The following is a 12,010-nucleotide window of genomic DNA, read 5'->3' as shown; positions in this document are numbered from 1 at the left end:
TGGCGGTTTTCATCTTGCGCCACTGCTGCAGGGAATGGCGAGCTGTGAAGTGGCCGGTTTCGTGGCCCAGCACGAAGGCCAGTTCGGCCTCGTCGCGCATCCGCAGCAGGGCGCCGGTCCACAGCACCAGCATGCCGTTGGGGGCCATGCTGGCGTTGAACTGCGGCACATCGACGATATACACCCGGATGTTGTCGCACTGGTCGCCGGCGACCTTGCAGGCCACGCCGCGCACATAGGCGTTGAGCGCGGGATCGCGCACCAGCAGCGGCGAGCGCTTGAGTTCGGTCTCGGCGCGTTCCATCGCGTACCACAGCTCGGCCTCGTCGCCCGACGCCGGCTGGCTGGTTCCGGTGGATGGCGCGGGGGCGGTTTGTCGCGGGGCAGCGAAGGCGCTCGTCGAAAACGCCAACGCAACCGAGGCGGCGAGCAGAATCTGCCGAGGCTTCATTGCCCGGCCTCCCTGGGTGCCTCGCCGCGAATCCCCTTGAGCAGTTGCCCGGTCGTCTCGCGGGCGCCGGCGAGGTTGCGCAAGTCGCCGGTCTGATCCACCAGCAGGTTGTGCCAGACCACCTGCCCGGTGCGCAGGTCGACCAGCGAAGCCACGCCGACCTGCATGCCGCCGCCGATGTCGCCGCCGAGCAGGAGCAGGCCGGCCACCCGCATCGCGGTGCGGCCGCCGCTGGCGTAGCTGTCGCGGATGTAGGTGAACAGCGCGTAGTCGGCGCCGGTGGCTTCGCGCAGGACCGAAACGCCGGGTCCGAGCGACCAGTCGAAGCGGCCGTGCTTGTTGCGCAGCGGTCCGGTGCCCGAACTGCGGCTGTACTGCAGGATGCTCATCGACACTGCCTGGCTGAGCAGGGTGAGCTGGCGGCGCGGATCGTCGGGACCGGCATCGGCGGGCAGGATGTAGTCGGGCTGCATGCCGATGCCCTGGCGGGCGAGGGCTTCGCGCGCCGCCTGCGGATAGAGCAGGCGCGCCGTCGAGGTCCATTCGCGCCGGGGTTCGGACATGCCGCCGGCCATGACTTCGGACAACTCGATGTCGGGCTCGACCAGGACCACCGAGCCACGCAGGCCCAGCGGCTGCCCGCTGGCGTCGCGCACGGTGCGGACGGAGGTGGAGGCGCAGCCGGACAGCAGCGTCAGCGCCGCCAGCAGGAACGCGCCACGGAGCCAGTTCAGGCGGGCTTTTCCCGGAGCCGGTGAACGGGTCGAAACGGGCGTCTGTGTTAACATTCGAAGGCTTGCTCCCATGTCATGTGCCGCATTTTGCGGCCGGTTCACGAGGTTCCCCACATGCCTCAACTCGCACGGCGCATCGGTCGCGCCAAGCCCAGCGTCATCATGCTGATCGCCGACAAGGCCAAGCGCCTGAAAGCGGAAGGGCGCGACATCATCAGTTTCTCCATCGGCGTTCCGAATTTCCTGCCCGGCGAGCACGTCCATGCTGCCGCACGCGAAGCGATCGCGAAAGACAGCGGCCAGTATGGCAGCAATCGGGGCAGCGACGCGCTGCTCGATGCGCTGCTCGGGCATGTCGAGGGGCTGGGCCTGACCGGCTACGGTCGCGCCAACTGCGCGGTCGGCATCGGCGCCAAACAGGTGATCTACAACCTTGCAGAAGCGCTGCTCGACGAGGGCGACACCATCGCTTTCCCGGTACCGTACTGGACCAGCTACCTCGACATCGCCGAGATCGTCAACGCCAAGGTCGACCTGCTGCCTTGCCCGGCTACGCAGCACTACAAGCTCACCCCGGCGCAGCTGGATGCCGCGCTGGCGAATAAGCCCAAGGTGTTCCTGTTCAACAATCCGTCGAATCCGACCGGGATGGTGTACACGAAGGACGAGATCGCCGCGCTGGCCGAGGTGATCGCGCGCCATCCAGACACCTGGGTCATCACCGACGACATCTACAACCGGATGCTGTTCGACGGGCTGGAATACGCCAATTTCGTGCAATTCCGCCCCGAACTGCGCGAGCGCACCATCTTCATCGACTCGCTGTCCAAGACCTACGGCATGCCGGGCTGGCGGGTCGGCTTCATGGTCGGGCCCGAGTCGGTGGCCAAGGCGGTGACGACGCTCAATTCCAACCACATCACCAGCCTTCCCGAAGTCGTGACGGCGGCGGCGGTGGCCGCGCTGTCCGGACCGCAGGATGTGCCGACGCAAAAGTGCGCCGAGTTCCAGGTCCGCCGCGATCGGGTCGTCGCCGCGCTTTCCGCCATTCCCGGCGTGGTTTGCCCGGTGCCGCAGGGCGCGTTCTACGCGTTCCCCGAGATCGCCTGCGCGTTCGGCAAATCGCACAACAGCGTGAAGATCGGGAACGACGTCGATTTCTGCGCCGCCCTGCTCGACGCCAAGGGCGTGGCCTGCGTTCCGGGTTCGGCCTTCGGCGACCCGCGCGGTCTGCGCATCAGCTACACCTGTCCGCCGGAGCAGCTCGCGCCGGGCCTGGCGCGGATCCAGGAGTTTTTTTCCGAGTTGACTTGAGAACCCCAGTGGAGCCGGAGCGCTTGATCCGGAATGAACCCCGAATCGGTTTTCCCGGCTCCTGATCCCCGAATTTTCGAAACACGGAGCATCCCATGAAGAATCCCGTCCGAGTTGCCGTCACCGGCGCCGCCGGCCAGATCGGCTACGCGCTGCTGTTCCGCATTGCCGCTGGCGACATGCTGGGCAAGGATCAGCCGGTCATCCTGCAGATGCTGGAACTGCCGATGGAAAAAGCGCAGGCGGCCCTGCGCGGCGTGATGATGGAACTGGAGGACGGCGCGTTCCCGCTGCTGGCGGGGATGGTCGGCACCGACGATCCGATGGTCGCGTTCAAGGACGCCGACTACGCGATGCTGGTCGGCGCGCGTCCGCGCGGTCCGGGCATGGAGCGCAAGGACCTGCTGCAGGAAAACGCCAAGATCTTCACCGTGCAGGGCAAGGCCTTGAATGCTGTGGCCAGCCGCAACGTGAAGGTGCTGGTGGTGGGCAATCCGGCCAACACCAACGCCTACATCGCCATGAAGTCGGCTCCGGATCTGCCGGCGAAGAATTTCACCGCGATGCTGCGTCTGGACCACAACCGTTCGCTGTCGCAGTTGGCGATCAAGGCCGGTGTGGCGGTGGCCGACATTGACCGGCTGGCGGTTTGGGGCAATCACAGCACCACCATGTACCCCGACTACCGCTTCGCCACCGCCGGCGGCGCCTCGCTGGCCGACAAGATCGGCGATGCCGATTGGAACGCCAACACCTTCATTCCGACCGTCGCCAAGCGCGGCGCGGCGATCATCGAAGCGCGCGGCCTGTCGTCGGCGGCCTCGGCGGCCAATGCCGCGATCTGCCACATGCGCGACTGGGCGCTGGGCACCGACGGCAAGTGGGTGACGATGGGCGTGCCGTCCGACGGCAGCTACGGCATTCCGGAAGGCATCATCTATGGCGTGCCCGTCACCTGCGCGAACGGGGAGTACACCCGCGTCGAGGGCCTCGAGATCGACGCCTTCAGCCGCGAGCGCATGGACAAGACGCTGGCCGAGCTGGAAGAAGAGCGCGCCGGGATCGCCCATCTGCTCTGAAGTCGGGCTGGCGACAACGTGTGCAGACGGGCGGCCGCGTGCCGCCCGTCTTGTTTTCGCGGCATGCTGGCAGCGGTTTGCGAAACGATGAAGGAGGGCTTGGGATGATGCGATTGCTCGGATGGCTGGCGCTGGTCGCCGCCTTCGCCCAGACTCCGGCCATGGCGGCAAGCGGCGACAATCGGGTGGAAACCTCGCGCACCCAGGTGGTGATGCTCGGCACCGGCACGCCGATTCCGGACCCGGACCGCAGCGGGCCGGCGGTGGCGGTGGTCGTGGACGACGTGGCGTACCTGTTCGATGCCGGTGCCGGGGTGGTGCGCCGGGCGGCGGCGGCCGGGCGGGCCGGAGTGAAGGTGTTTGCGCCCGAGCGCCCCGGAGGACAGCCCAACCCGCGCTTCCAGGCGATCTTCATCACCCACCTGCATTCGGACCACACCTTGGGGTTGGCCGACGCCATTTTCACGCCGTGGATCCAGGGACGCGCCGCGCCGGTGGATGTCTACGGTCCGTCGGGCCTGGCGCGGCTGCTGAAGTCGATCGGTGAGGGCTATGCCGACGACATCCACGTCCGCACGACCGATCCCGGCGGCCCGTCGCCGGACGGCTGGCGGGCGGTGGCGCATGAGGTCGATCCCGGCGTCGTGTACCGCGACGAGCGCATCACCGTGCGGGCGTTCGCGGTCCAGCACGTCGAAGGGTTGCACGCCTACGGCTATCGCATCGACACCCCCGACCGCACGATCGTGATTTCCGGCGACACCCGCCAGTCGGAGGCCGTCGCCAGCGCCTGCGACGGCTGCGACCTGCTCATTCACGAGGTGCTGTCGGATACCGCCTTCCGCGCCTATCCGCCCGAACGCCAGCCCTACCACGCCGCCGCGCACACGCTGGCGACCCAGGTGGGCGAGGTGGCGACCCGTGCCCGCGCGAAGCTGCTGGTGCTCACCCACGTCATCGCCAACGGCGTGCCCGATGCCGTGGTGCTGGACGAGGTGCGCAGCACGTTCAAGGGCCAGGTGGTGCTCGCGCACGATCTCGACGTGCTTTAGCTGGAGCGGCGGACCCGTCCCCCGATTCCGGTAAAATGGGCATTTTCCGGAGGTGCCATGAGCCAGCTCCCCTCTGCCGGGGCGCGCTTCCGCGCCGCGCTCGCCGCCGAATCCCCCTTGCAGGTCATGGGCGCGATCACCGCCTACGCCGGCCTGATGGCCAAGCGCACCGGCTATCGCGCGCTGTATCTGTCCGGCGGCGGCGTCGCCGCCAATTCGCTGGGCATGCCCGACCTCGGCATCAGCACAATGGAAGACGTGCTGACCGATGCGCGCCGCATTGTCGATGCCACCGGCATGCCGCTGCTGGTGGATATCGACACCGGCTGGGGCGGGGCGTTCAACATCGGCCGCACCATCCGCAATTTCGAGCGCATCGGCGTGGCTGCCGTGCATATGGAAGACCAGGTCGGGCAGAAGCGCTGCGGCCATCGTCCCGGCAAGGAAGTGGTGAGCAAAGACGAGATGGTGGACCGGGTCAAGGCGGCGGTGGATGCGCGCAGCGATGCCGGCTTCGTCATCATGGCGCGCACCGACGCGACGGCGGTGGAGGGCATCGACAGCGCGATCGATCGCGCGGTGGCCTATGTCGAAGCCGGCGCGGACATGATCTTTCCTGAGGCGATGAAGACGCTGGACGACTACCGCAAGTTCAAGGCGGCGGTGCGGGTGCCGATCCTCGCCAACCTCACCGAATTCGGCAGCACACCGTTCTACACCACCAACGAACTGCGCGATGCTGGCGTGGACATCGCCCTGTACTGCTGCGGCGCGTACCGCGCGATGAACAAGGCGGCACTCAATTTCTACGAGACGGTGCGGCGCGAAGGTACCCAGAAAAACATCATCGACACCCTGCAGACGCGGGAACAGCTGTACGACTTCTTGGGCTACCACGCCTACGAGGACAAACTCGACGCGCTGTTTGCGGTGAAAAAGTGATTTTTGACGCGGATGACGCGGATGGACGCGGATAAAGATCCAAAGAATGAATGTTCTTGATCCGCGTTCGTCGGCTCTGATCCGCGTCCAACTGCTTCTTTACTAGGGAATGGGAGAACACACATGAGCGAGACCACCCCGGCGCCCGGCTTCAAGCCGAAGAAATCCGTCGCCCTGAGCGGTACCGCGGCGGGCAACACGGCGCTGTGCACGGTTGGCCGCAGCGGCAACGATCTGCACTATCGCGGCTACGACATCCTCGACCTGGCCACCGCCTGTGAGTTCGAGGAGATCGCCCATCTGCTGGTGCACGGCAAGTTGCCCAATCGCGCCGAACTGGCTGCCTACAAGGCCAAGCTCAAGGCCCTGCGCGGCGTGCCGGCGGCGGTCAAGGCGGCGCTGGAAGAACTGCCGCCCTCGGCGCATCCGATGGACGTGATGCGCACCGGCGTCTCGGTGCTGGGCTGCGTGCAGCCCGAGAAGGACGATCACAACCATCCCGGCGCGCGCGATATCGCCGACAAGCTGATGGCCTCGCTCGGTTCGATGCTGCTGTACTGGTACCACTACAGCCACAACGGCCGCGTCATCGATGTTGAAACCGACGATGACTCCATCGGCGGCCACTTCCTGCACCTGCTGCACGGCGAGCCGCCGCCGGAGAGCTGGGTGCGGGCAATGCACACCAGCCTGATCCTGTACGCCGAGCACGAATTCAACGCATCCACCTTCACCTGCCGCGTCATCGCCGGCACTGGCAGCGACATGCATTCGTGCATCGCCGGCGGCATTGGCGCGCTGCGTGGACCCAAGCACGGCGGCGCGAACGAAGTGGCGTTCGAGATCCAGAAGCGCTACGAGACACCGGACGAGGCCGAAGCCGACATCAAGGCGCGGGTCGAGCGCAAGGAAGTGGTGATCGGCTTCGGGCATCCGGTCTACACCGTGTCCGATCCGCGCAACAAGGTCATCAAGGAGGTCGCGCGCCAGCTGTCGGCCGAGCAGGGCAACATGAAGATGTACGCCATCGCCGAGCGGCTGGAGTCGGTGATGTGGGACATCAAGAAGATGTTCCCCAATCTCGACTGGTTCAGCGCGGTCAGCTACCACATGATGGGCGTGCCGACCGCGATGTTCACCCCCCTGTTCGTGCTGGCGCGCACGAGCGGCTGGAGCGCGCATGTGATCGAGCAGCGCATCGACGGCAAGATCATCCGCCCGAGTGCGAACTACACCGGCCCGGAAGACCAGGCCTTCGTGCCGCTCGCGCAGCGCTGAGCCGCCGCCTGCCGGAACGTGAAAAGGCCACGCAATGCGTGGCCTTTTCGTTGCGGCGCGGATGGAGCGGAATCAGATCAGCCCTTCGTCCTTCATCGCCTTCTGCACGCCGGCATCGGCCGCCATGTGGGCATCGAAGCGGGCCAGGTTGTCCAGCCCCGACAGATCGACGCCGACCTTCTTGGCCCACTGCGTGACGACGAACCAGTACGGATCGGCGATCGACCGGCTGCCGGTGATCCAGTCCTTGCCGGCCAGCTGCGCGTCAACACGTTCGAAGTAGGTTCGCAGCTGCTTGCGGGCGTTGTCGTGGCTCTTCTGGATCGCCGCCTCGTCTTCCAGATACGCGGTGGCGCCGAACAGCGGCTTGAACGCCGGGTGGACGTCGGAATTGACGGTGGCCAGCCAGCGGTTGACCTCGGCGCGCTGTTCCAGGCTTCCGCCGCACAGGCCGCAGTCTGGGAACCTGTCCATCAGGTAGTGCAGGATCGCGGTGTTCTGGGTCAGCACCCAGTCGCCCACCTGCAGCGCCGGCACCGCGCCGGCAGGATTGAGCTTGAGGAATTCCGGCGTCTTGCGATCCGCGCCCTTCACGATCTGGAACTCGTAGGGCTGTCCGATCCACTCCAGCGTGATGTGGTCGGCAAGCGAGCAGGCGCCGGGTGAGGTGTACAGCTTCATGGGTGGCCTCCGTTGAAATGGCAGCCACTATCCGGCACGGCGGATGAAGGAAAGATGATCGTGAGGCGGCGCCTCAGCCGCGCTGCCGAAGCAGCCCCGGGACGCGATAGAAAGTGTGATCGCCGATGGTGGCGACTTCCCGCGCATTGCCCCATGAACCACTGACCACGTGGGTCACCTTGAAATGGCTGGCACCGGGGACGACCAACCTGCGTTGGCCGATTGGAAGCGCCCAGTTGCGCTCCGAATCCAGCGACACCGTCACCGCTTCTTCCCAGGCGCCGATGTTGGACAGGCGGGTCTGCGGCGAGACGATCGTAGGCGCGAACTGCTTGCGCGCGGTGACGACCGCGCACAGGTTGTCGCCCCACAGGCCGCTGTCGCGGCGACGCAGTGCGACCTCGGCAACCGCCTGCTGGCCCAGCGCCGACTGGTCGCGGGCTTCCAGATAGACCGTGGTCGACAGGCACAGCGAATCGGCGGCTGGTTGCGGCAGGACGTGCGTCAACCAGAGGATCCACGCCAGTTTCATGTCGGACTCCTTGCTCCGTTGCGGCACGCTGTGTCCCGCCGGAACAGGGCGGAGGACAAACCGTGACCTGGCGAATTGGAGAGTTCGGCCGAACAGGGCCGGAAGCTCTTGCGCACGGGCTGTGCGCGGTGGGCGGGGCTCTGCGGCGCCCTTTGCCCCGGGGGGGGGCTCGCGCGGGGGCAGCGAGACCGGATGGATTGGACTTCCGCAAGCGGGGGGATCGCGAACCGATCGGGGCGGAAGCGGGTGCAAGGTAGCAACCGGTTTTCGAACGCAGGCTGAACGGAAAAAATGAAAGCCGCTGATTTATGCGGAGTTTTTGCTCGAGGACGGCTTCCCACCATGGTGCTGGCCCGGAGTGCAAGCAGCATCGTTGCGGGATCCATGGAGTCTGCGACGATCGAACCTTGCAGCAGCCGTCGGGAGCCTGGTTGATCTTCCGTGGCGCCGGCAAAAAGAACGCTTGGCAAGCGGTCAACCGTTATGTTAGTGTTAACTGGTGCACGGTCGCCGCATGTGCGAGTCTGCATGCGGGCCTGCCGTTCGGGGCACCATTTTTTGCGTCACGGTTTCTTCATTTCGATTTCCAAGGAGCTGAAAGCATGAACAAGAAACTCCTCTGTGCCGCCCTCGTGGTTGGCCTGGGCATGGTGGCGCAGGCTGCGTCCGCCCAGGAGTATGATGACCGTTGGTACGTCACCGGTTCGGCCGGTGTGAATTTCCAGGATTCGAGCCGAGGCACGGAGGATGCGCTGTTCGGTACGTTGGGCTTTGGCAAGTTCATCAGCCCGCGTTGGTCTTGGGATGTCGAGCTGAACTACCAGAATCCCGATGAGACTGCCAGCCCGGATCTGAAGTGGAGCCAATATGGCGTTTCGATTGATGCGCGCTACCATTTCCGCGATGCCGGCGACAAGTGGTGGCCTTACTTGAAGGCCGGCATTGGCTGGCAGCGTCATGAAGAAGAGTACTACCTGCTCGGGGTTCCGATGCGTCATCGCGACTCGAATGCCGCGCTGAACTTCGGTGCCGGCTTGCAGTTCGACTTCAACCGGCTGGACATCCGGACCGAACTTGCCATGCGCGCAGACTTCGACAAGCGCAACGCCGGTCCGGATCCGAGCCAGGATTCGTTCGCCGATGCTCTGCTGTCGGTTGGCGTGACCTACGCTCTCGGCCCGGATCCCGCTCCGCCGGTGGTGGCTGCCCCGCAGCCGCAGACCACCTGCGCCGATCTCGACGACGACGGCGACGGCGTCAACAACTGCAACGACAAGTGCCCGAACTCGCAGCCGGGTCAGACCATCGGTCCGGACGGTTGCCCGGTGCCGGTGTCGATCGACCTGAAGGGCGTGAACTTCGACTTCGACAAGGCCACCCTGCGTCCGGACGCGATCGCGATCCTGAACGAGGCCGCCGAGATCCTGAAGCGCTACCCCGATCTGCGCGTCGAAGTGGCGGGTCACACCGACCTGTGCGGCAAGGACACCTACAACCAGACGCTCTCAGATAAGCGCGCGCGCGTGGTGTTCGACTACCTGACCAGCCATGGTGTCGACGCCTCGCGTCTGGCTGGCCCGGTCGGCTACGGCGAGAGCCGTCCGCTGGAGCAGACCCCGCAGACCTTCCCGGCCTGCAAGAGCGAAATCAACCGCCGCACCGAGCTGAACACCCAGTAAGTCCGGGCGTTCACGCTGCAATGGACGAAGCCCGGCCTCGTGCCGGGCTTCGTTGTTTCAGGAGGCGGTGCCATGTGTTGCGTTGCAGCGGACGCGTCCATACACTGTTGCAAGCCAATGGAGGTTTCGTGATGCTGGGGATGCGTGGAATGGTTTGCGCTGTCGCGTTGCTGGCCTTGCCGACAATGGCGCTGGCTGCAGGATCGACCTGCGCGGTGGACGTGACGTTGACCGCGGTGCAAACCGCTTGGATTTCGCCCCTGGCTTCGGAGTTGACCCCGACGGCGACCCAGCTGGGTGGTGCGAGCGGCGTCCTGGCTCAGTCCTTCGACGAAGCCCTGTCGGTGGAAAGCGTGCTCACCCGGATCCGCATCGATGGCTGCCGCGCGGTCGCCTCGATCACGCCGGCAGCGTCGCCTTCGGCGCCGATGGGGGACGCGGCGGGCTACAAGCCGGAAACGCCGTACGACAACCGGCCGTGGCGCTTCAACATGACCCAGGACGGCAAGCGCATGACTGCCGACGAGTTCGATGCGTGGATGCGCGCGCGCGGCGTGCGCGTGGTCGGGCGGCGGGATGGCGCTGCCGCGACGCCGCCTGCCACTCCTCCCGCGCAGCAGCAGGAAAACAAGTAAGCCACCGGATCTGCAGGCCGCCCGCTGGAAGCCCGGGCGATCCGATCAGTTCTTGAGTACACCCAATTCGCGGCCGATGTGGATGAACGCATCGATGGCGCGGTCGAGCTGTTCGCGCGTGTGTGCGGCGCTCATCTGGCAGCGGATGCGCGCCTGGCCCTTGGCCACCACCGGGAAGAAGAAACCGATGGCGTAGATGCCTTCTTCCAGCAGGCGCTGCGCGAAGCGCTGCGCCAGCGGCGCGTCGTACAGCATCACCGGGCAGATTGGATGCACGCCAGGCTTGATGTCGAAGCCGGCAGCAGTCATGCGTTCGCGGAAATACGCGGTGTTTTCGCGCAGCCGCGCGCGCAGCTCGCCGGCCGAGGACAGCATTTCGAACGCCTTGGTGCCGGCGGCGGCCACGTGCGGCGGCAGCGAGTTGGAGAACAGGTAGGGCCGCGAGCGCTGGCGAAGCATTTCGATCACTTCGCTGCGGCCGGTGGTGAAGCCACCCAGCGCGCCGCCCATCGCCTTGCCGAGGGTGCCGGTGATGATGTCGATCTTGTCCAGCACACCCTTGACCTCGGCGCTGCCGCGGCCGGTCTCGCCCAGGAAGCCGGTGGCATGGCATTCGTCGATGTGCACCAGCGCACCGTATTTTGCGGCCAGCGCGGTGATTTCATCCAGCGGGGCGATGAAGCCGTCCATCGAGAACACGCCGTCGGTGGTGATCAGGATGGTGCGCGCGCCGTCGGCCCTGGCTTGCTTGAGCTGGGTTTCAAGATCGGCCATGTCGCAGTTGGCGTAGCGGTAGCGCTTGGCCTTGCACAGGCGCACGCCGTCGATGATGGAGGCGTGGTTGAGGGCATCGGAAATGATCGCGTCGGTCTCGTCCAGCAGTGGCTCGAACAGGCCGCCGTTGGCATCGAAGCAGGCGGCGTACAGGATGGTGTCCTGCTTGCCGAAGAACGCCGAGATCGTCTGCTCCAGCTGCTTGTGCAGGTCCTGCGTGCCGCAGATGAAACGCACCGAGGCCATGCCGAAGCCGTGGCTGTCCAGCGCGTCCTTGGCGGCGGCGATGATGTCCGGGTGGTCGGCCAGGCCCAGGTAGTTGTTGGCGCAGAAGTTCAGCACCTTGCGGCCATCGGCCAGGGTAATTTCGGCCGATTGCGGGCTGGTGATGATGCGCTCGGATTTGAACAGGCCGGCGGTGCGGATTTCGTCCAGCGTGTCGGCATAGCGTTGGGTCAGCGGAGAGGCGGTCATGGGCTGGATCGGCGGGATGGAGACTTGAGATTCTAGTCCTCCCGTCGGCGCAGCGCGTTTGACTGGCGCGGCTCGGCGATCCTCCCGACGCTTCGACGGGGGGCTTCCGACGGGTCATGACACCCCGCCATCCGGAGGCAGGCAAAAGCCGAAAAAAAACCAACCGGACAGGTTGGGTTTTCAAGAACATGGTGGTGCTCAGGCGACCGCACGCGGCCGACTAAGGCTGTAGCTGAAATGTTACTCCAATTTCTGCCGCTAATGGGCGGGAGTTGGCCTTGACAGCCCGTGATTTCACTTGCCAGCAATGGGATTCAGCGCCTTCATCGTGGCCTCTCAATGGAGGTTGCGATGCAAGAAGAATTCCTTTCCGAAGTCGATCTGG

12 protein-coding genes are annotated in these 12,010 nt (G+C 65.7%); 7 read left to right on the top strand and 5 right to left on the bottom strand.

Going from position 1 to position 12,010, the window contains the following annotated elements:
* The coding region (locus Q0X16_RS05315; protein ID WP_297831558.1) for a M48 family metallopeptidase at positions 1-451 on the bottom strand (451 nt) is incomplete at its 3' end.
* A complete protein-coding gene (locus Q0X16_RS05310; RefSeq protein ID WP_297831555.1) occupies positions 448-1,239 on the bottom strand; it encodes a hypothetical protein in 792 nt (263 codons plus the stop codon). The genes Q0X16_RS05315 and Q0X16_RS05310, both read right to left, overlap by 4 nt.
* A 60-nt stretch (positions 1,240-1,299) precedes the next feature.
* Here Q0X16_RS05310 and Q0X16_RS05305 point away from each other — a divergent pair, with 60 nt between their 5' ends.
* From Q0X16_RS05305 to prpC, 5 genes are all read left to right on the top strand, one after another.
* Complete coding sequence (locus tag Q0X16_RS05305; protein WP_297831553.1) at positions 1,300-2,499, top strand: aminotransferase class I/II-fold pyridoxal phosphate-dependent enzyme; 1,200 nt, start codon at positions 1,300-1,302, stop codon at positions 2,497-2,499.
* A gap of 95 nt (positions 2,500-2,594) precedes the next feature.
* Positions 2,595-3,578, top strand: a complete 984-nt coding sequence (locus Q0X16_RS05300) for a malate dehydrogenase (protein WP_297831550.1) — start codon at positions 2,595-2,597, stop codon at positions 3,576-3,578.
* A gap of 104 nt (positions 3,579-3,682) precedes the next feature.
* Entirely contained in the window at positions 3,683-4,630 is a 948-nt protein-coding gene (locus Q0X16_RS05295) for an MBL fold metallo-hydrolase (protein ID WP_297831546.1), read from the top strand.
* Positions 4,631-4,687: 57 nt separating this feature from the next.
* Positions 4,688-5,572, top strand: a complete 885-nt coding sequence (gene prpB / locus Q0X16_RS05290) for a methylisocitrate lyase (protein ID WP_297831543.1) — start codon at positions 4,688-4,690, stop codon at positions 5,570-5,572.
* Positions 5,573-5,695: 123 nt separating this feature from the next.
* Entirely contained in the window at positions 5,696-6,850 is a 1,155-nt protein-coding gene (gene prpC / locus Q0X16_RS05285) for a 2-methylcitrate synthase (RefSeq protein ID WP_297831540.1), read from the top strand.
* 72 nt (positions 6,851-6,922) lie between these two features.
* Here prpC and Q0X16_RS05280 read toward each other — a convergent pair whose 3' ends face one another.
* The gene (locus Q0X16_RS05280) at positions 6,923-7,531 is read right to left on the bottom strand and encodes a glutathione S-transferase N-terminal domain-containing protein (protein WP_297831537.1); all 609 of its coding nucleotides are present in this window, start codon (positions 7,529-7,531) and stop codon (positions 6,923-6,925) included.
* 73 nt (positions 7,532-7,604) lie between these two features.
* A complete protein-coding gene (locus Q0X16_RS05275; RefSeq protein ID WP_297831535.1) occupies positions 7,605-8,063 on the bottom strand; it encodes a cell wall hydrolase in 459 nt (152 codons plus the stop codon).
* 602 nt (positions 8,064-8,665) lie between these two features.
* On the opposite strand from Q0X16_RS05275, the gene Q0X16_RS05270 reads away from it, so the two are divergent.
* The gene (locus tag Q0X16_RS05270) at positions 8,666-9,742 is read left to right on the top strand and encodes an OmpA family protein (protein WP_345780279.1); all 1,077 of its coding nucleotides are present in this window, start codon (positions 8,666-8,668) and stop codon (positions 9,740-9,742) included.
* Positions 9,743-9,873: 131 nt separating this feature from the next.
* Complete coding sequence (locus tag Q0X16_RS05265; RefSeq protein ID WP_297831533.1) at positions 9,874-10,377, top strand: hypothetical protein; 504 nt, start codon at positions 9,874-9,876, stop codon at positions 10,375-10,377.
* A 45-nt stretch (positions 10,378-10,422) separates the two neighbouring features.
* On the opposite strand, the gene kbl is transcribed toward Q0X16_RS05265, so the two are convergent.
* The gene (gene kbl / locus Q0X16_RS05260; RefSeq protein WP_297831530.1) at positions 10,423-11,625 is read right to left on the bottom strand and encodes a glycine C-acetyltransferase; all 1,203 of its coding nucleotides are present in this window, start codon (positions 11,623-11,625) and stop codon (positions 10,423-10,425) included.
* Between the last annotated feature and the right edge of the window lie 385 nt (positions 11,626-12,010).

Source organism: Thermomonas sp. (genome assembly GCF_025993755.1).
GTDB lineage: Bacteria > Pseudomonadota > Gammaproteobacteria > Xanthomonadales > Xanthomonadaceae > Thermomonas.
The sequence above is the reverse complement of the archived record's forward strand: the minus strand, read 5'-3'. Positions and strand labels throughout refer to the sequence as shown.

Bases quoted from the DNA above. Each gene is read 5' to 3' on its own strand.
- Q0X16_RS05310 (WP_297831555.1), bottom strand. From the start codon at position 1,239: ATGTTAACACAGACGCCCGTTTCGACCCGTTCACCGGCTCCGGGAAAA.
- Q0X16_RS05305 (WP_297831553.1), top strand. From the start codon at position 1,300: ATGCCTCAACTCGCACGGCGCATCGGTCGCGCCAAGCCCAGCGTCATC.
- Q0X16_RS05300 (WP_297831550.1), top strand. From the start codon at position 2,595: ATGAAGAATCCCGTCCGAGTTGCCGTCACCGGCGCCGCCGGCCAGATC.
- Q0X16_RS05295 (WP_297831546.1), top strand. From the start codon at position 3,683: ATGATGCGATTGCTCGGATGGCTGGCGCTGGTCGCCGCCTTCGCCCAG.
- prpB (WP_297831543.1), top strand. From the start codon at position 4,688: ATGAGCCAGCTCCCCTCTGCCGGGGCGCGCTTCCGCGCCGCGCTCGCC.
- prpC (WP_297831540.1), top strand. From the start codon at position 5,696: ATGAGCGAGACCACCCCGGCGCCCGGCTTCAAGCCGAAGAAATCCGTC.
- Q0X16_RS05280 (WP_297831537.1), bottom strand. From the start codon at position 7,531: ATGAAGCTGTACACCTCACCCGGCGCCTGCTCGCTTGCCGACCACATC.
- Q0X16_RS05275 (WP_297831535.1), bottom strand. From the start codon at position 8,063: ATGAAACTGGCGTGGATCCTCTGGTTGACGCACGTCCTGCCGCAACCA.
- Q0X16_RS05270 (WP_345780279.1), top strand. From the start codon at position 8,666: ATGAACAAGAAACTCCTCTGTGCCGCCCTCGTGGTTGGCCTGGGCATG.
- Q0X16_RS05265 (WP_297831533.1), top strand. From the start codon at position 9,874: ATGCTGGGGATGCGTGGAATGGTTTGCGCTGTCGCGTTGCTGGCCTTG.
- kbl (WP_297831530.1), bottom strand. From the start codon at position 11,625: ATGACCGCCTCTCCGCTGACCCAACGCTATGCCGACACGCTGGACGAA.